At 33.5% G+C, this 20,279-nt stretch carries 13 protein-coding genes, 2 tRNA genes, 3 rRNA genes and 1 other RNA gene; 16 read left to right on the forward strand and 3 right to left on the reverse strand.

Annotated features, from left to right (window positions below):
- Positions 1–60: 60 nt before the first annotated feature.
- The 3 genes from HMPREF9630_RS08285 to HMPREF9630_RS08295 all read right to left on the reverse strand — a co-directional run bounded on the left by HMPREF9630_RS08285 (position 61) and on the right by HMPREF9630_RS08295 (position 3,679).
- Positions 61–1,335, reverse strand: a complete 1,275-nt coding sequence (locus HMPREF9630_RS08285; RefSeq protein ID WP_009526406.1) for a Glu/Leu/Phe/Val family dehydrogenase — start codon at positions 1,333–1,335, stop codon at positions 61–63.
- A 470-nt stretch (positions 1,336–1,805) separates the two neighbouring features.
- Positions 1,806–2,588, reverse strand: a complete 783-nt coding sequence (locus HMPREF9630_RS08290; RefSeq protein WP_009528044.1) for an ECF transporter S component — start codon at positions 2,586–2,588, stop codon at positions 1,806–1,808.
- 122 nt (positions 2,589–2,710) lie between these two features.
- A complete protein-coding gene (locus HMPREF9630_RS08295) occupies positions 2,711–3,679 on the reverse strand; it encodes a P1 family peptidase (RefSeq protein WP_009528045.1) in 969 nt (322 codons plus the stop codon).
- A 491-nt stretch (positions 3,680–4,170) separates the two neighbouring features.
- Here HMPREF9630_RS08295 and HMPREF9630_RS08300 point away from each other — a divergent pair, with 491 nt between their 5' ends.
- From HMPREF9630_RS08300 to HMPREF9630_RS08370, 16 genes are all read left to right on the forward strand, one after another.
- Positions 4,171–4,923 carry an acyl-CoA dehydratase activase gene (locus HMPREF9630_RS08300; RefSeq protein WP_009528046.1) on the forward strand — a complete coding sequence of 251 codons (753 nt, stop codon included), beginning with the start codon at positions 4,171–4,173 and terminating at the stop codon, positions 4,921–4,923.
- A complete protein-coding gene (locus tag HMPREF9630_RS08305; protein ID WP_009528047.1) occupies positions 4,920–5,669 on the forward strand; it encodes a hypothetical protein in 750 nt (249 codons plus the stop codon). Before HMPREF9630_RS08300 ends, HMPREF9630_RS08305 begins: the two co-directional genes overlap by 4 nt.
- Positions 5,670–5,697: 28 nt before the next feature.
- Positions 5,698–6,972 carry a double-cubane-cluster-containing anaerobic reductase gene (locus HMPREF9630_RS08310; protein ID WP_009528048.1) on the forward strand — a complete coding sequence of 425 codons (1,275 nt, stop codon included), beginning with the start codon at positions 5,698–5,700 and terminating at the stop codon, positions 6,970–6,972.
- A 4-nt stretch (positions 6,973–6,976) separates the two neighbouring features.
- Positions 6,977–7,237, forward strand: a complete 261-nt coding sequence (locus HMPREF9630_RS08315) for a putative Se/S carrier protein (RefSeq protein ID WP_009528049.1) — start codon at positions 6,977–6,979, stop codon at positions 7,235–7,237.
- 144 nt (positions 7,238–7,381) lie between these two features.
- Positions 7,382–8,482 (forward strand): FAD:protein FMN transferase, encoded by a 1,101-nt coding sequence (locus HMPREF9630_RS08320; RefSeq protein ID WP_009528050.1) that lies wholly within the window; start codon positions 7,382–7,384, stop codon positions 8,480–8,482.
- Positions 8,483–8,794: 312 nt separating this feature from the next.
- Complete coding sequence (locus HMPREF9630_RS08325) at positions 8,795–8,992, forward strand: cold shock domain-containing protein (protein WP_009526398.1); 198 nt, start codon at positions 8,795–8,797, stop codon at positions 8,990–8,992.
- A 435-nt stretch (positions 8,993–9,427) separates the two neighbouring features.
- Positions 9,428–10,951 (forward strand): degradosome RNA helicase CshA, encoded by a 1,524-nt coding sequence (locus HMPREF9630_RS08330; protein ID WP_009528051.1) that lies wholly within the window; start codon positions 9,428–9,430, stop codon positions 10,949–10,951.
- Between the two features lie 249 nt (positions 10,952–11,200).
- A complete protein-coding gene (locus HMPREF9630_RS08335) occupies positions 11,201–11,440 on the forward strand; it encodes a heavy-metal-associated domain-containing protein (protein ID WP_009528052.1) in 240 nt (79 codons plus the stop codon).
- Between the two features lie 39 nt (positions 11,441–11,479).
- A complete protein-coding gene (locus HMPREF9630_RS08340; protein ID WP_009528053.1) occupies positions 11,480–12,319 on the forward strand; it encodes a metallophosphoesterase in 840 nt (279 codons plus the stop codon).
- Between the two features lie 717 nt (positions 12,320–13,036).
- Complete coding sequence (locus HMPREF9630_RS08345; protein WP_009528054.1) at positions 13,037–14,059, forward strand: LacI family DNA-binding transcriptional regulator; 1,023 nt, start codon at positions 13,037–13,039, stop codon at positions 14,057–14,059.
- 71 nt (positions 14,060–14,130) lie between these two features.
- Positions 14,131–14,324, forward strand: a non-coding RNA gene (gene ssrS / locus HMPREF9630_RS10115) — 6S RNA.
- 502 nt (positions 14,325–14,826) lie between these two features.
- Positions 14,827–16,355 (forward strand): 16S ribosomal RNA (locus HMPREF9630_RS08350).
- Positions 16,356–16,714: 359 nt separating this feature from the next.
- Positions 16,715–19,626 (forward strand): 23S ribosomal RNA (locus HMPREF9630_RS08355).
- Between the two features lie 217 nt (positions 19,627–19,843).
- Positions 19,844–19,919: transfer RNA gene (locus HMPREF9630_RS08360), tRNA-Ala, on the forward strand.
- A 164-nt stretch (positions 19,920–20,083) separates the two neighbouring features.
- Positions 20,084–20,200, forward strand: a 5S ribosomal RNA gene (rrf, locus tag HMPREF9630_RS08365).
- The 16S, 23S and 5S rRNA genes sit together here with 2 tRNA genes alongside, the layout of an rRNA operon.
- 4 nt (positions 20,201–20,204) lie before the next feature.
- Positions 20,205–20,279: transfer RNA gene (locus HMPREF9630_RS08370), tRNA-Asn, on the forward strand.

Raw genomic sequence — 20,279 nt, forward strand, 5'->3', positions numbered from 1 at the left:
ATATGTTAAATCGTAATATCAATTCCATTGCTGATACAATTATTTTAATTGTATCAAATTTTAGTACCAACCTCTTAGTTTCATGGCTTCAGCTACTTTTTTAACTGAGAATGCGAATGCTGCATCTCTCATTGTAGGTGCATTGTAAGTTTCTCTTGTTTGCCAGATATTGTTGAATGCTTTTACCATTTCTATTTCTTGTTTTTCTTCAACTTCTGCTTCTGACCAATAATATCCGTATAGGTTTTGTACCCATTCAAAGTAGGAAACAAGAACTCCACCTGAGTTAGTAAGTATATCAGGGCAGATATCTATACCTTTTTTGATCAATATTTCGGCAGCTTCAGGAGTAACAGGACCGTTAGCGGCTTCACATATTATTTTTGCGTTTACTAAATCTACGTTTTCTGCAGTTATTGCATTTTCCATAGCAGCCGGTATTAATATATCTACATCTAATTTCCAGAATTCATCAAGAGTTATTTCTTTTGCTCCCGGGAATCCTATTAATGTTTTGTGTTCTACTTGATATTTATCTAATTCTTCAAATTTAAATCCGGCGTCATTTACTATTGCATAAGTTTTGTTAGATTTGAAATCATATTCAGCTATAGCAGTTACTTTTCCGCCTTGTCTTATAACGTTTTTAACTGTGTATCTACCAACATTACCGAATCCTTGTACAGCTGTTTTAGCTTTTTTGAAATCTATACCTTTTTTAGCTGCAAATTCTCTTGTTATTACAGCAACACCAAATCCTGTAGCTTCGTTTCTTCCTAAAGAACCGCCGAATGCAACCGGTTTACCTGTGATAAAACCTATTTCCATTTTTTCGCCATTTAATTTGATGTATTCATCAGCCATCCAAGCCATTATTTGTCCGTTTGTATTAACGTCCGGAGCAGGTATATCTATTTTTTCGCCGATATATTTGTATATTCCTCTTATATATCCTCTTGCCACTTGTTCTAATTCTCTATCTGATAATTCTTTTGGATTAACGCAAACTCCGCCTTTTCCACCACCATATGGAATACCTACTATACCGCATTTGAAAGTCATCCATAGAGAAAGTGCTTTTACTTCGTCCAAGCAAACGTCTTGATGGAATCTGCATCCGCCTTTTGATGGTCCTATAGCTGAGCTATGAGCTGATCTCCAACCTTTGAATACTTTTACTGAACCGTCATCCATTTTAACAGGTATAGATACTTCTATTACTCTTTGAGGTTCTTTTAATAATTCATAAACTATTGGCTCTACTCCTAAAAGGTCGCAAGCGCTTTTTAATTGTTTTTGAGAGTTAACTAATGGATTTAAAGATTCTGTTGCCATAATAAAACACTCCTTAAAATTAAATTTAAATTTTTATTGTTTAATATAATCAAGAAATCATATAAATTATGTAAAACTGTAATAAAAAAACAAGTATAAGAAAATGTTTTTTAATTTTTTGCAAATGATTTCTTTTGTTTGTGTTAATTATAAAACAATTTGATTTTTTTTGCAAGCATTTTTTTAATTTTTTTAAAAAAATATTTTTTTGAATTTTTTCTTGCAAGAATTGTATAGATTTTTTGTTTTGAAAACTTATAAAAAAATAAAAAAACATACATAAAAATGAGTGAATGTAAATGGTCTATGATTGTTTATACATAGATTTATAATGTTAGAAAATAAAATGAATTTAGAATAAAAATAATGTTATATTGCAAATAAATTTATTTTTAGAAAACAAAAAAGTTCGGCTTAAATAAAAAGCCAAACTTTTAAATTCTTAACAGTATCTACATTAATTAATATAATTAATCTGCAATGGTTTTAATCTTTTTTTCGTTATATATTGCGGAATCCATCTTAATTTTTGAAACGGAATTCACTACGACTGTTGTGATAAGTACACATATAACTGCTTCCGGTAAACCTGACGTTATACTTACTCCCAGTATAGCACTTTTAGCTTGTTCAATAGGTTTACCTATCTTTTCCATATATGGCTGTGCATACATAAGATATATGCCGCCAAGGACTAAGACGGTATTTGTCATCGAACCTATAAAAGCACTTGCTGTTATTGCAAAATTATTGTAGTCGCTTTTGTAAGTAATATATGCCAAAATTATTGATGTAATTAAGAATATTGTTGTCAACACAGCATTAAAGATATGAGCACTTACTATATTTTGATATAGCAGATATGATAAAAATATTATAAAAATCGGATACAATATGTAGCTTATGATTTTTAAAAATTTTTTATCCTTATCGGCAAGTGCTGCATATACGTAGTATGATACAATTCCTATAAGAACTCTTGGCAGAATTGATATGAGGGGATTATAAAATACAAATGATATTGGTGTAGGTGCCATAAAAGCCTTGATAAATGATGACAGACCGAATATGAGACCTATTGATGCTCCAACCACAGGGCCTTCTAAAATTGCACCGACTATTACAGGTATGTGCATAGTTGTAGCATTTATAATGCCGAGCGGTATGAAACCTAATGGAGTCAATCCAAGTATTACAGTGATTGCTCCGAGCATAGAAGATACGACTATCTTCTTTGTCTTTGAGTTATTCATTTTGTCCTCCAGATACACTTCTTTATTTAAAGATACTGTTCTGTTGCTAATTATACTACTTATTTATAAAAAATGCTATAAAATTTAAAAAATAATTATATTAAAACATAGATATTATGATATTAATTTGTTATATCCTGGTAGGATAGTAAGTTATCATATGATTTTGAAGTATATATTGCATTTGCTATAGATCTTGAAATGACTTTTGCTGCCATAGCTCCTGCAAAGCTTATATCTACATCAATTTTGCCTGTTGATAATGTAAATATAGTATCTCCATCAAACATAGTATGTACAGGTATTATACTTCTTGCAAATCCGTCATGAGCCATTTGAGATATTTTGTTACAATTTGCTTTTGTAAGATTTGCGTTTGTCGCTACAATGGATATTGTTGTATTTGTGGCTTTATTGAACACATTATAATTGTCTAAATTTTTTTCGTATATTTTCATAGTGTCTAAAAATTTTTTTTCTTGTTTTGAATATGCACCTGCAATTTGTATATTTTTTTCGGCATCATATATATCTCCGAATGCATTTAAAACAGTAAGAGCGGCTATTTTAAAATCGCCTATGGTTATAGAGGCTTGTCCTATACCTGATTTCATCGAAAATTCTTTTCCGAGTATCTTTCCTACACAAGCTCCTGTACCGCCTCCTATACAGCCTGAGGAATTATTATTAAATGTAGCGTTTTTGCAAGCTTCGTACCCCATTTTAAAATCAGGTCTTATCTTATTGCTACCAACTGTCAAATCAAATATTACTGCGCCGACAACTATCGGGACTTTACAAACTGTTACATCCATCCCCATATCATTTTCTTCGAGGTAGTGCATAATTCCGCTTGCAGCGTCAAGTCCATATGCTGAGCCTCCGCTTAGCATTACAGCATTTACCTTTTCAACTAAATTTTCAGGTTTAAGCAAATCGGTTTCTCTTGTACCTGGAGCGGAGCCTCTCACATCAACTCCACAAACAGCACCGTTTACAGGTATTATTACGGTAGTACCTGTAAGAGCGTTATAATCTTGAAAATGACCTACCTTTATATCATCGACATCTGTCAAAAATCCGTTATACATCATATACTCCTTTAGAATAAATTATTTTGAGAGAAATTTAAAATATTATACTATAAAATAAAAATTATATAAAATAGAAAAAATATATTTTTATGCATTCAGGATATTTTATAAAAAGCGAAATATCAATTAAGAATATATATCGTTATAAAAATATTTGTGCTGGCATTGTATTATAGACAATTTCTTGGCAAAGTGTTGCGAAAAAATATTATCTATTGACAAAAAAATATAAAACAGATAAACTCATCGTGTAATCATTTTGATAAATTTTATTTAAGTGGCAAGTAATACTATTTTCTAATAAAATTATGGATAAGTTATATAATTGTATAAAATTAATATAAATAGTCTACCGAAAAAATTAATTATTATGTTTTTTCGTTATTCTATAAGATTTTAGTATAAAAACATATAAGTTAAAAAATACAATAATCTACTTATTAGATTTATATAAGTATGTCGTAATATTTAGTGAATGAGGTTTATATATGAAGTATATAGGTATTGATATAGGTTCTACTGCAAGTAAAGTGGTAATTATGGATGAGGAAAAGACGAATATTTTACATAAAAAACTTATGCCAAGTGGTTGGAACAGTAAAGAGACAAGTATGGATATACATAGATGGATTGAGGATTTAGGTTTTGATTTTAAAGATATAAGTATAGTTGCAACCGGTTATGGCAGAGTAAGTGTACCTTATGCAAATAAAACTGTAACAGAAATAACATGCCATGCTAAGGGTGCTTCGCATATGTTTAAGGATGATGTTACAGTTATTGATATAGGTGGCCAAGATACAAAAATAATCAAGATAAAAAATGGCAATGTAATGGATTTTTTGATGAATGACAAATGTTCGGCAGGAACAGGTAAGTTTTTGGAGATAATGGCTAACAGGCTTGGACTCAGCCTTGCAGAGATGTTTGAATATGCAAAAAAAGGAAAAGAAATCAAGATTTCTTCTATGTGTACAGTATTTGCAGAGTCGGAGATTATATCTCTTATGGGAAAAGGTACACCAAGGGAAGATATAGCATCAGGTGTAGTTAACTCTATATGTACAAAAGTAGTATCGCTTGTGATGAAGAAAAAAGAGAGCGAAAGATATTTTTTGACAGGCGGATTTTGTGATTCCGAGTATATGATAAAAGAACTTACAAAAAAATTGGGGAAAGAAGTTTTTACTGATGAAAATGCAAGATTTGCGGGTGCGATAGGAGCTGCATTGTTAGGATGACGGATATAGTGCAAACTATGGTTGAGTATAGAAGACGAGCCTATGTAGATACTTTGATGAAGATGAAAACTGAAAACAATGTAATAGGTATATTTGGCGAAGGGATAGATGAAGCTTTTTTATATGCATATGGACTTGTAGTAATTCCTATCGTAGGAGTGGATTCGCATATTTTTGAGTATGGAGAATATGACTCTTGCGACACTATAAGAAGTACGATTATATATATGAAAACAGGAAAATGTCCATTGCTCTTTTCATCAAAAATGTATCTTTTATCGGATATATGTACGAATATTTATAATGCTTTTTGTGAAAATACAGATAAAGTTGTAGAGGTATATTCAAATAATGAAAAATTGTCAAGTGTGATAGAAAGAGTTTATGGAAGAAAATTTGACAATAATGTATATGATTTACAGAAACAAAAGTTGAAGTATATTGAAAACTTATACGAAAAAATAGAAAATTCAAATTTATCTATGAAAGAAAAATTTATGCTCAATTTTTTTTCAAAATACATAATATCATTAGATGAGAGAATAACTTTTCTTGATGATATAAGTAAAAATTTATCTTTGGGAAATAAAAATAAGAAGAGCATATATACACCTTGCCCATACGGAATATATGAAAACATATCAAATCAGTTTGAAAAAGACATATTGCTTAAGCAAGGTATTAAAAATATTGATATAGCTTGTAAAGGATGTATATATGATGCACCTTTATATATAAATTATTAAGAAAATAAATATTGGGAGGTATAAAAAAATGGCAGACAATCACAAAATGTGGCAAGAACTTGGCATGGATGTTGAAACTCATGATTTACTATGTGAGGCTTTACCGCAGGCTTTTGGAGATGTATTTTTAAGCCAGAAGGACAGACCGAATAAGATGGATTATTTTAATATGGTTGTTGCAGATATACATGGTATACGTCCTTCAGAATTGATAGAGCATCAAAAAAATGGAGGAAAAGTAGTAGGAAGTTTTTGTATTCACGTTCCGGACGAAGTAGTTATAGCAGCGGGTGCAATAGCGACAGGTCTATGTTCAGGCTCCCAATTTTGGGTTCCGGGTGGAGAAAAAGTATTGCCTACAGCGACATGCCCACTTATAAAAGCATCTTTAGGAGCAAGATTTGATAGAACTTGTCCATTTTTTAGAATATGTGATTTATTTGTAGGTGAAACCACTTGTGACGGTAAGAAAAAAGCTTGGGAAGTGCTTTCAGAAGATGCTCCTATGTACATAATGGACATACCGCAGATGAAAAGACAAGATGATTTTGAAAAATGGGAGAAGGAAATAAAAAATTATATAGAAAAATTGGAAGAGCTTACAGGAAATACGGTTACACAAGACAGTTTGTATGATGCTATATTGACTGTTAATGCCAAGAGAAAAGCTCTTCAAAGATTAAATGAATTTAGAAAAATGGAAAATATCCCTATAAGCGGTAGAGATGTATTGCTTATAACTCAGATAGCTTTTTATGATGATCCTAAGAGATTTGCACAGATGGTAAATATTCTATGTGATGAGCTTGAACAAAGGAAAAAGGATAATTTTAGCGTATATGAAAAAGGTACAAAAAGAATACTTTTAACAGGTACACCTTTATCAATACCTAACTGGAAATTACATCAAATAATAGAAACAAGTGGCGGAGCTGTGGTATGCGAGGAAATGTGTACAGGCATAAGATATAGTGAAGCACTTGTAAATGAAGAAAAAACATCCATGGAAAAAATGATTGAAAATTTGGCACAAAGATATTTAGGTAATATAAACTGTGCATGTTTTACACCTAATAAGTCAAGGATAGATGATATAATAAGGCTTGCCAAAGAATATAAGGCTGATGGAGTAATAGATGTCAATCTTAAATTCTGCAACATCTATGATATAGAAGGATATTTCGTAGAAAAAGCCTTAGCGGATGCAGGAATACCTTGTATAGGAATAGAAACAGACTATACAGATGAAGATGCAGAGCAATTAAAAACAAGAATAGGCGCATTCATAGAAATGCTTAGTTAATATTATGGAAATGAAACATTATGTATTAGTATCAAATTCTATGGATGCTATGGCATTATATCAAGCTATGGAAGATAAAAAAATTAAATCAACTTTAGCTCCTACACCGAGAGAAGCTGATCATTGCTGTGGAGTTTGCATATTATATTACGATGAAAATGATAAAGATATGATAAAAAAAATATCAGAAGAATTAACTATAAATATAGACGACTTCTATTCTTGTGAAAATAAAGATAATCCCAACAGATACAAATTTTGCTGAAATTGTAATTTCAACATATGAGAAAGTAATTTTTAGTATAACATTAAGTATTCGCGTATTGAAAATATTATTTTTTTATGATAGTATTTATTGAAAAAAATTTTTAAATAATAAATTGCTTTATTTAGAAAGGATATTTAAACTGTGAAAAAAAATAATATAAAAATATTTTCTTGTATAATCGGATCGATTTTATTGTTTTCTGCTTGTGGCTCAAATAAGGATATAAAAGTAAAAAAAGAACAAGGAGAAGTATCTCAACAACAGGAGCAACAATCGGATGAAAAGATGTTGTTGCAAGATAAACTGTTTTTCTTAAACTCCATACTTACATTAAACATAAGAGATGAAGATGTTGATAAAGATACAATATATAAGCAAGTACAAGAAAGAGTGCAGGAACTGGAAGAAAAATTTACACTTAATTCAGATAACAGCGAAGTATCTGAAATAAATAAAAATGCAGGTATTAAGCCTGTAAAAGTTTCAGAAGACACATATTATGTTATAAAAAGCTCTATCGAATACAGCAAATTGTCTGGGGGTAAATTTGATATAACGGTAGGAGATTTAGTAAAGCTGTGGGGAATAGGTACTGATAAGGAAAAAGTGCCCTCAGATGATGAAATAAAATCAGCGCTTGCAAAAATAGATTATAAAAAAATGGTGCTTAATGATACTGATAAAACAGTATTTTTGCAAGACGAGGGTATGGTCATTGACCTTGGAGCGATAGCAAAAGGATATGTTGCTGATGAAATAATTAAGATATTGGAAGAAAATAATGTGAAATCTGCAATAGTAAACTTGGGTGGTAATGTATATGTCCATGGAAGTAAAAACGGAGAAGATTTTAAGGTGGGAATAAGAGATCCTTTTTCGCAAGATGCAAACACCTATTTTGGGATATATAAAACTCAAGATGAAAGCATAGTTACATCAGGTGTATATGAAAGATATTTTATAAAAGACGGTGTTCGTTATCACCATATATTATCAACTTCGACAGGTTATCCTATAGATAATGAACTTATGTCAACAACTATACTTACAAAAAATTCAATGGTGGCAGATGCGCTGTCTACAACTACATTTGCGCTTGGAGTAGATGAGGGACTTAAATTAATAGAAAACACACCTGGCGTTGAAGCTATATTTGTGACAAAAGATAAAAAAGTTTATATAACATCAGGTGTAAATGAAAAACTTGAGTTGACAAATAAAGAGTATGAAATTTTGCAGTAATCAGTTAATATTATAAAAACTTAGTAGCTTCTTTATAATAAATATATTTGAAATATGAATTGTGTAATATTTTTGTAAAATGTTGTAATTTTCATTTTTGTAAAGCTTAAAATAGTTAATATTATACTTGCTTTTTTAGAAAAACTGTGTTATTCTATCAAATGTAATTGAATAAATTTGGAAGTAAAAAAATGTTTTTGTTTGCCTTAATAATATAATTTTATTTACAATAAGGGTCACACGTAATGTTTTTTTAAAAGTTCCACAGTTTTTGAGTTACTAAAAATTATATTTATTAAGGAGGCATTTACAATGACTGGAAAAGTAAAATGGTTTAATGCAGAAAAAGGATTCGGATTTATAGAAAGAGAAGGCGGAGACGATGTATTCGTACATTTCTCAGCTATACAAACAGATGGATTCAAAACTCTTGACGAAGGACAAGCAGTAGAGTTTGAAATAACTGAAGGAGCAAGAGGACCACAAGCTGCTAATGTAGTTAAACTTTAATAATTAGACAATTCATTTAACCGAGAATTATTTCTCGGTTAAATTTTGTTAAAAATTATTATGTAAATGTTGATAATGTCAAAATCAGATGAAAGCCTGTTTTTTCATTAAAAATCAGGCTTTTATTTTTGTCATAAAATCAATTTTCCTTAGTTTTTTATATAAATTGTGATATTTTTTTAAATATATATGGTATATTAATTTTAATGGTATAATTTTATATCAATAATTGTGTAAAAATCATAAATATTTTATTATTTTTTGAATAAAGACCTATATTAAGCCGTTTTTTAATTATATGCTTATTTAGGCAGTTGAATTATAGAGTTATGTTATAATCTGAAACTTGGTATCATTAATAGAATTATTTTTGCTCTATTAGGTTTTGGTTTAGTTCATATTCATATGAACATTGTAGATGTAAAGGGAGAATGTATGAATTTTAGAGAAATAAACTGTATTAATGAGAATATATTGAGAGCCATAGATGATATGGGATTTGAAAGTATGACACAAATTCAGGAGCAAATAATACCTATTGCGCTTGAAAAAAAAGATGTTATAGGACAATCTCAAACAGGTACCGGAAAAACAGTGGCATTCGGGATACCTATAATAGAAAATATAGATTTTGAAAGTGAAAAAATACAGTCTGTTATAATGACGCCTACAAGAGAACTTGCTTTGCAAGTGAGTGCGGAAATAAACAGATTGTTAAAATATTATCCGTCAAAATCGGTAGCTCTTTATGGCGGTGAAGAGATTACAAAGCAGATAAAAAGATTAAAAGACAGACCTTGCATAATAGTTGCAACTCCCGGCAGATTAATGGATCATATAAGAAGAAGAACGGTAAAAACTGAATATATAAATACAGTTGTTTTAGATGAAGCTGATGAAATGTTGTCTATGGGATTTATTGAAGATGTTGAAGAAATATTGAATGAAATGCCTAATAGACTTATAACTATGTTGTTTTCTGCTACTATGCCTGACAGAATAAAAAATATCAGCAAAACTTTTATGAATGAACCTGCACATATAAAAGTGCAATCAAAAGCAATGACGGTAGATGCGATAGACCAAAAATATATTGAGATAAGTGAACATGAGAAATTTGAAGCTCTTTGCAGATTGCTTGACATATATCAGCCTCCTCTTTGTATAATATTTGGAAGAACAAAAAGAAGAGTTGATGAACTTATAAACGGATTACAATTAAGAGACTACAAAGTAGAAGGCATACATGGAGATATGCGACAAGAAAAAAGAGAAAAAGTCTTGGAAAAATTTAAAAAGAGACATATAAATATACTTGTTGCAACTGATGTGGCTGCAAGAGGTCTTGATATATCAGGGGTTACACATGTAATAAACTTTGACTTGCCGCAAGAAATTGAAAGCTATGTACACAGAATAGGAAGAACAGGACGTGCCGGCAATACAGGAATATCATTTACTTTTGTTCATCCAAAAGAAATGGAGTTTTTGCAAGAGATAGAACGCCATACAAAAAGTAAAATGGAGAAATACAAAAATCCTACAGGTGCACAAGCCAAAGAAGCAATATATTTAAGAGCTTCAGATAAAATAGTGGATACCATAACAAATGGAAAAGAAGAACAACTTGAAAAAATTGCTAAAACATTGTTGGAAACTTATGATGCAGTAGATTTGATAGCGTCTGCGCTAAAAATAATGACAAAGAGCGATAAGAAAAAAGCTGCAGTCAGATTGACAGGTGAGTCGCCATTAAAATTGAGCAAAAAATATAGAAAATTTGAAAATAAAAACAGAGCAGGAAGTGATAAGAGGAGTTATCACAAAAAATCCGATAACAGAAAAAATCATCAAGAACATAGAAATCGTCAAGATAAGAAAAATGGCAATGAAAAAGGAAATAAAGATAAAAAATCTGTAAGATATGACAGAAAACGCCAAAGATCCAATAATGAATAATTTTTTTAAGAGTGAGATAAACATAAAAAGTGAAATTAAATTTTATTTGAAAAATTGTTTTTTTGATATAAATGTGCTATAATTTTTTATACTGTTTAAAATATAGTATTTATAAAAGTATTAAACATAATATATTTTATAATATTGATTTATTTAAAAACAGTTTTATAGATTATTGCTTAGATTGCTTACAATAATAGAATATTAACAAAATATTTAATTATTTATCTTGCATATAAGGAGGATGTTATGTTCGGACTTTTTGAAAAAAAATATAAATATACTACAACTATGATGATAGAAGGTATGATGTGTGGACATTGCGAAAGCCACATAGCTGATGCCCTAAGAAAAGTGCCTGGTGTAGAAAAAGTAAAAGCATCACATATCAAAAAAACAGCTATAATATCATCTGATATACCTATTGATAAAGAGGTGCTTAGAAAAGCTGTGGATGATACTGGGTATGAAGTAAAAGATATAAAATAATTATTAATAGTAGCTTTTGTTGATGAAAAGGTATTATTTATGAAAAAGAATATATTTAAACTTACAACACTATGTTCATTTTTGCTTGCAGGATTTATATATAGAGAAAATAATTCTATCAGCAAGACATATATTGATTATAATTCTGATAAAGTACCTTATAATTTTGAAGGTTTTAAAATATTGCAAATATCAGATTTGCATAATAAGTTATTTGGAAAAAATCAAAAAAGACTGCTGAAAAAAATAATACAAGAAACTCCTGATATAATAGTAATAACAGGAGATATATATTATAGCTATACACATAAGATAAAAAATTCACTTATATTTTTGAAACAGATATCAAAGCTGTATCCTGTATATTTTGTAACAGGAAATCATGAACAAAGAGACAAAAATTGGGAAAAGCATAGTAAAATTATAAAATCGTTCGGAATAAAGATTATAGATAATAAGATGGAGAAAATACTAAAAAAGAATGATTTTATCCAAATATACGGTTTAAAGGATCCTTCGTTTTATGACAAAAAAACAAGGTACGTCATATTTGAAGAGAAGCTGAAACATATTAAAAAATATATAGATGAAGAGAAGCTGGCAATATTACTTTCTCACAGACCTGAAAAATTTGAAATATATGTAGAAAATAAAGTAGATTTAGTGTTTTCAGGTCATGCGCATGGAGGACAGGTAAGATTATTTGGTAAAGGACTTTTAACTCCTGGTGAAGGCTTTTTTCCTAAATATACAGGCGGTATCTATAAAAAAAGTGATACAACAATGATATTAAGTAGGGGTCTTGGAAGAACTATATTTACTGTGAGATTATTCAACAAGCCTGATATTGTAGTGACTACGCTACATACCAAAAAATAAATAATGTATGGAAATATGATTAGAGGTTGCATTTATATCAAGTGCAATCTTTTTTTTAAAAATTATGAATAGTTTATTTTATTTTTCATTCATATTATCTAATCAAATGATTAATACTAATATTTAATTAATGGATAAAAATTATATTTTAAATATACTTGATTTGCTTAGCAAATAAACTCTTAAAAACAGAAATATCCATTATTCTATTAACTTTTAGTATAATACTAAAAAACATTAAATCGCCATGTAATTACATTACAACAAAATTATTGCTAATCAACAAAATATAAAGTAATCAAATCTAAAATTTTTGTGATTATAAATGATTATTATTACAATATCGGATTAATATTTTATAATGTTAATAATAAAAATAAAACGTTTTTATTGCAATATTTCTTTTTTTATTATATAATTTAAATGTTAAAAATTTGATTTAAGATTAATATAATTATCGTTTCAAAAGTTGGTGAATAGCTTTATAACATTTATAGCAAGATTTAAGTATTAAAAGTTTTGAACAGTAGCTATAAAAAATACTAACTGGTATTATACTTTTGATAGAGATTTATATTATTTTTATTAATAAATTTGTATCTTTAACTAATTTTTTGTTTTAAATATGAATTACATCTATAATAATTCGACATTTATTTAAAATTTTGAATTTTAATTTATCGAAAAATAATATTTAGAAAGAATTAGGAGGGTAAAATGCCGGTTACAATTAAAGATGTAGCAAGGATGTCGGGGGTATCAATATCAACGGTGTCAAGAGTAATAAACGATTCAAAACCAGTTAGTAGTAATATAAGAGATAGAGTTTTCAAAGTTATAGAAGAAACAGGATATGTACCAAATCCTGTAGCAAGAAGCTTAGTTATGAAAAAAAGTCAACTCATAGGTGTAATAACACCTGGTTCATCTCAATATACTATGAGTGAATTTTTAAACGGAGTTGAAGAAATAGCCAGAATGTATGAATATGACACTATATTATGCAACACTTATTGCGAAAGCAGTAAAGAAATAGCTTATGTAGATCTATTGAAGTCCAAACAAGTTGCAGGAATAATATTTATAACTCAAAACATCAATGAAGAACTCGACAAGAAATTAAAAAAATCCGCAATTCCGACAGTTTATTACACATTAGGTACACCTATGATTCCGGGAATAGACTATGTAGATGTTGACAGAGTAGAGGCATTTGTCAAGCTGATAGAAAAAGTTACTGATAAAGATGACAGAGATATCATTTATTTAAGGCCTGAAAAAAAAGAAGATGATTATAAAGAAAGCAGCAAAGAAGAAATTCTAAAAAAAGCTTTGAAGAAAAAAAATATAAAATTAAGTAAATGTAAAATAATATATGGAGCGGATACAGTAGAAAAAACATATAAATTGGTAGAATCCGCAATGAAAAAAAATAAAAATATCAAATCTATAATATCATCAATAGATGAAGCGACGCTTGGAAGTTTATATTATTTACAAGACAATGGGAAAGCTGTTCCTGATGATGTGAAAGTTGCTCAGGTATATGAAACTCAGATTACTAAAATCATAAGACCTGGAATAACATCAATATCCTTGCCTTTGTATGATATGGGAGCTGTTTGTGCAAGAATGATAGTAAAAGATATAGAAAATAGAGAAAAATCAAAAGAAAAGAAAATAAATGAAATGATATTGCCATATACCTTAGTGGAAAGAAAAAGCACACTAAACAATTAAAAATGAAATTATTTTAATCAAAATTTAATAATTTTATTGAAAAAAAAACAATATTATTGTATAATTAAAGAAAATTACTGGAATATATGTCAATCTATTTTAAATTCAACCGACAATTTGTATACGGGAATCGTAGTCTATTGGTCAATGATAAGCCTTAGTGTTCAATTAGGACATATTTTGGACCTCAGATAGCCAAAGCAAGATACCCACCTGAGTGATCTCGGGACTTGAATTTGAGTAGAGACGATATTCTGGTTTTTTATTTTATAAAGAAAAAACGCAAATTTTTAATCATATATAATATAGTTTTAATTAGTGCATAGTGTCATATAAAAAATAATGAGAATAAAAAAAGAAAAATATAATATGTAATCATATGTATAATTAAGAATAATAAAATTCGAAACGAAAAAACAAAATAATGGAATAAAGTATATAATCAAATAAAGGATAAAAAACAATAAAAATAATAAAAAGGACAAGAAAATAAAAAAAGTAAAAAAAAATAAAAAAAACAGTTGACTAAGCATAAGTAAATATGATAATATGATAAAGCTCTCAGTGAGAGAGTAAAAAAAGAAAATAAAAAAAGTAAAAAAAAGTACTTGACAGGGAGAAAGATAAGAGATATAATAAACGAGCTGTCAAAGGACAGATGAACAATGAAAATCGGATAGTAAACAAAGAAGACTTATGAAGAATAAGTTAAATGTACCAAACAAACAAAGTCAGTAAGGATAAATAATGCTGAGAGAAGTCAAATTTTAATTGAGAGTTTGATCCTGGCTCAGGATGAACGCTGGCGGCGTGCCTAACACATGCAAGTCGAACGAAGTCATATGTGAAGTTTTCGGATGGAATATAAGACTTAGTGGCGGACGGGGGAGTAACACGTAAGTAATCAACCTATAACACACGAATAACTAATAGAAATGTTAGCTAATACGAGATAAAATATATGATATGGGAATATTGTATATCAAAGCTGAGGCGGTTATAGACGAGCTTGCGTCTGATTAGCTAGTTGGTGGGGTAAAAGCCTACCAAGGCGACGATCAGTAGCCGACCTGAGAGGGTGAACGGCCACATTGGAACTGAGAGACGGTCCAAACTCCTACGGGAGGCAGCAGTGGGGGATATTGCACAATGGGGGGAACCCTGATGCAGCAACGCCGCGTGAACGAAGAAGGCCCTAGGGTCGTAAAGTTCTGTCGTATGGGAAGAAAAAAATGACAGTACCATACAAGAAAGCCCCGGCTAACTACGTGCCAGCAGCCGCGGTAATACGTAGGGGGCAAGCGTTATCCGGAATTACTGGGCGTAAAGGGTGCGTAGGCGGCTTGTTAAGTCAAGGTTAAAAGGCAGTAGCTCAACTACTGTTCGGCCTTGAAACTATTAAGCTTGAGTATAGGAGAGGAAAGTGGAATTCCCAGTGTAGCGGTGAAATGCGTAGATATTGGGAGGAATACCGGTGGCGAAGGCGACTTTCTGGACTAAAACTGACGCTGAGGCACGAAAGTGTGGGTAGCAAACAGGATTAGATACCCTGGTAGTCCACACCGTAAACGATGAACACTAGGTGTCGGGAGGAATCTCGGTGCCGGCGCAAACGCAATAAGTGTTCCGCCTGGGGAGTACGTTCGCAAGAATAAAACTCAAAGGAATTGACGGGGACCCGCACAAGTAGCGGAGCATGTGGTTTAATTCGAAGCAACGCGAAGAACCTTACCTAAGCTTGACATGGGGATGAAAAGCGATGTAAAGTCGTAATAATACCTTCGGGTATACATCCCACACAGGTGGTGCATGGTTGTCGTCAGCTCGTGTCGTGAGATGTTGGGTTAAGTCCCGCAACGAGCGCAACCCCTATTAATAGTTGCCAGTGCGTAAAGGCAGGCACTCTAGTAAGACAGTTAGGGATAACCTAAAGGAAGGTGGGGATGACGTCAAATCATCATGCCCCTTATGCTTAGGGCTACACACGTGCTACAATGGCCGTAACAAAGAGAAGCGAATCTGTGAAGAAGAGCAAACCTGAAAAAAACGGTCCAAGTTCGGATTGTAGGCTGAAACTCGCCTACATGAAGTCGGAGTTACTAGTAATCGCAAATCAGAATGTTGCGGTGAATGCGTTCCCGGGTCTTGTACACACCGCCCGTCACACCATGGGAGCTGAGGGCACCCAAAGTCAGTGATCTAACGAAAGAAGAAGCTGCCTAAGGTGAACTTAGTAACTGGGGTGAAGTCGTAACAAGGTAGCCGTATCGGAAGGTGCGGCTGGATCACCTCCTTTCTAAGGAGAAAAAAGTTTACTATCCGATTTTTGTTGTTCATAAAACAACAAAAAATATAATTTTGTTTCAGATACGAGTATAACGAGGCAAGCGAGCAAAGGACGAAGGAGCATACTAAAGTATGTAACTGAGTACAGATGCGAAACTTAACGAAGTTAGACGAAGTATATCAAACGAAATGAAATTTGTACAATGAAAACTGCATATCATCAAAGTATAAAACGCAGACAAAAAGGAAGAAAGACAAAAATAAAATATTAAGTCTTTCCGAATAAAAAGTCAAAGGATTATACAATTTACACCAAGTAAACAAATAGCAAGGTCAACTTAGAGAAAACTAAGGATAAAAAAACGAAAAGGTTAAGGAAGAAAGAGCATAAGGTGAATGCCTTGGTGATTAGAGCCGAAGAAGGACGTGGCAAGCTGCGAAAAGCTATGATAAGGAGCAAACATCCGTTATAGTCATAGATATCCGAATGAGGAAACTCACTTAATAGAGATATTAAGTATCCATTACTGAATAAATAGGTAATAGGAAGGGAACCCGCCGAACTGAAACATCTAAGTAGGTGGAGGAAAAGAAAGAAACATCGATTCCCAAAGTAGCGGCGAGCGAAATGGGAGGAGCCCAAACCATATAAGGAAACTTAAATGGGGTAAGGACTATCAAGAAAGTGACGAGGTATTGAAGAAGAAGTAGTCTGGGAAGCTACACCAAAGACGGTAAAAGTCCGGTAATCGAAACAAGAAGACGCACGAGATAGTACCAGAGTATCGTAGGACACGAGGAACCCTGCGAGAAGAAAGGGGGACCACCCCCAAAGGCTAAATACTACTAATCAACCGATAGAGAAAAGTACCGTGAGGGAAAGGTGAAAAGAACCCCGGGAGGGGAGTGAAAGAGAACCTGAAACCATATGCTTACAAACAGATGGAGCGATAAGTGACATCGTACTTTTTGTAGAACGGGCCAACGAGTTATGCTGTAAAGCAAGGAAAAGAAATTAAGTTTCAAATCCAAAGCGAAAGCGAGTCTGAAAAGGGCGATAAGTTATACAGCATAGACCCGAAACCGGGCGACCTACCCATGAGCAGGTTGAAGTTTCAGTAACATGAAATGGAGGACCGAACCCACGAACGTTGAAAAGTTCGGGGATGACTTGTGGGTAGAGGTGAAATTCCAATCGAGCTCGGAGATAGCTGGTTCTCTTCGAAATAGCTTTAGGGCTAGCGTCTTAAAAAAAAGTATATTGGGGGTAGAGCACTGAATGCTCTAGGGGCCGTATAGGTTACCGAAAGCTATCAAACTGCGAATACCAATATATGATAAAAGGCAGTCAGACTATGAGTGATAAGATCCATAGTCAAGAGGGAAAAAGCCCAGACCAACAGCTAAGGTCCCCAAATGTATGTTAAGTGGAAAAGGATGTGAAATTGCACAGACAACCAGGATGTTGGCTTAGAAGCAGCCATACATTAAAAGAGTGCGTAATAGCTCACTGGTCGAGTGGTTTTGCGCCGAAAATTACCGGGGCTCAAACATACTACCGAAGCTTTGGATTCACGCAAGACGTGAGTGGTAGAAGAGCATCGTATGATAGGACGAAGCAGAATCGAAAGAGACTGTGGACAAGATACGAGAGAGAATGTTGGCATGAGTAGCGAGATGTGTGTGAGAATCACACAGGCCGAAAACCCAAGGATTCCTGAGGAAGGTTCGTCCGCTCAGGGTAAGTCGGGGCCTAAGGCGAGGCAGAGATGCGTAGCTGATGGATAACAGGTTAAGATTCCTGTACCTACGAGTATCGCCAAAGAGGAGAAGGAATGACGCAGGAGGATAGTTAAAGCGTGCGACTGGAAGAGCACGTCCAAGCAGCAAGTTAGAGTATAAAGGCAAATCCGTATGCTTGATAATATGAGCTGTGAAGGGGAGCGAATAAAGTAGCGAAGTTAATGATTTCACACTGACAGGAAAAGTTTCTATCCAGATACAAGTAGCCCGTACCGAAAACCGACACAGGTGGGTAAGGTGAGAAACCTAAGGCCAGCGAGAGAACTGTTGTTAAGGAACTCGGCAAAATGACCCCGTAACTTAGGGAGAAGGGGTGCCTACGAGAGTAGGCCACAGAAAAAAGGCCCAAGCGACTGTTTACCAAAAACATAGGTCTCTGCGAAACCGAAAGGTGAAGTATAGGGGCTGACGCCTGCCCGGTGCTGGAAGGTTAAGAGGAGAGTTTAGAGAAATCGAAGATTTGAATTTAAGCCCCAGTAAACGGCGGCCGTAACTATAACGGTCCTAAGGTAGCGAAATTCCTTGTCGGGTAAGTTCCGACCCGCACGAAAGGCGTAACGATTTGGGCACTGTCTCAACAACAGACTCGGTGAAATTGTAGTACCGGTGAAGATGCCGGAAACCTGCGACAGGACGGAAAGACCCCATGGAGCTTTACTGTAGCTTAGTATTGAATTTATGTAATTAATGTACAGAATAGGTGGGAGGCAGAGAATGTAGGTCGTCAGATTTACAGGAGCCAACTTTGGGATACCACCCTTTGATTATGTGAGTTCTAACCGGAACCTTTGAAGCAAGGTACGGGACAGTGCTTGGCGGACAGTTTGACTGGGGCGGTCGCCTCCCAAAGAGTAACGGAGGCGTCCAAAGGTTCCCTCAGCATGGTCGGAAATCATGCGAAGAGTGCAAAGGCAAAAGGGAGCTTGATTGCGAGACTAACAAGTCGAGCAAAGACGAAAGTCGGGCTTAGTGATCCGGTGGTAGAAAGTGGAATTGCCATCGCTCAACGGATAAAAGCTACCCTGGGGATAACAGGCTGATCTCCCCCAAGAGTTCACATCGACGGGGAGGTTTGGCACCTCGATGTCGGCTCATCACATCCTGGGGCTGGAGTAGGTCCCAAGGGTTGGGCTGTTCGCCCATTAAAGTGGTACGCGAGCTGGGTTCAGAACGTCGTGAGACAGTTCGGTCCCTATCCGTCGCAGGCGTAGGATATTTGAGAGGAGCTATCCTTAGTACGAGAGGACCGGGATGGACGCACCACTGGTGTACCAGTTGTCTTGCCAAAGGCACAGCTGGGTAGCTATGTGCGGAACGGATAAGTGCTGAAGGCATCTAAGCACGAAGCCAACCTCAAGATAAGATATCCCATTCGAAAGAAGTAAGACCCCATTAAGAGTAAGTGGTAGATAGGCAAGAAGTGTAAGTGCAGTAATGTATTAAGCTAACTTGTACTAATAGGTCGAGGACTTAACCTACTAATATAAGGTATTTTCAAAGATATGCGAGTAGTATGAGGCAAACAAGTGAGTAAGGAAGGAGCATACTAAGCTATGTGACTGACGAGCGATACGAAGTTTAACGAAGTAATACGAAGTATATGTTTGAAAAGAGATGATATGCAGTTTTGATTGTGCAAAGTACAATCAGATAAAATATTTCGATGTTATGCGAAGTATATCAATCGAAAGAGATGGGGGCATAGCTCAGTTGGGAGAGCACCTGCCTTGCAAGCAGGGGGTCAGGAGTTCGAATCTCCTTGTCTCCACCAAAAGATCTTATGTTTAAATAACAAATGAAAAATATTTCGATTCAGATACAAGTAGAACGATGGAAGTGAATGAGTAAGGAGGGGGAGCGTACTAAGGATACGTGACCGACGAGCGATATGAAACTTAACGAAGTTATGCGAAGTATATCAATCGAAAGAAACAATATGGTTATAAAAGAGGAGAGGATACACCTGTACCCATACCGAACACAGAAGTTAAGCTCTTCATCGCTGATGGTACTTAGACCGCAGGGTCTTGGGAGAGTAGGTCATAGCCAATTGTAATCCGAAGTAGCTCAACGGCGGAGCACCCGGCTGTTAACCGGTAGGTTGTGGGTTCGAGTCCCACCTTCGGAGCCA

This window comes from Peptoanaerobacter stomatis, from assembly GCF_000238095.2.
Classification (GTDB): Bacteria; Bacillota; Clostridia; order Peptostreptococcales; family Filifactoraceae; genus Peptoanaerobacter; species Peptoanaerobacter stomatis_A.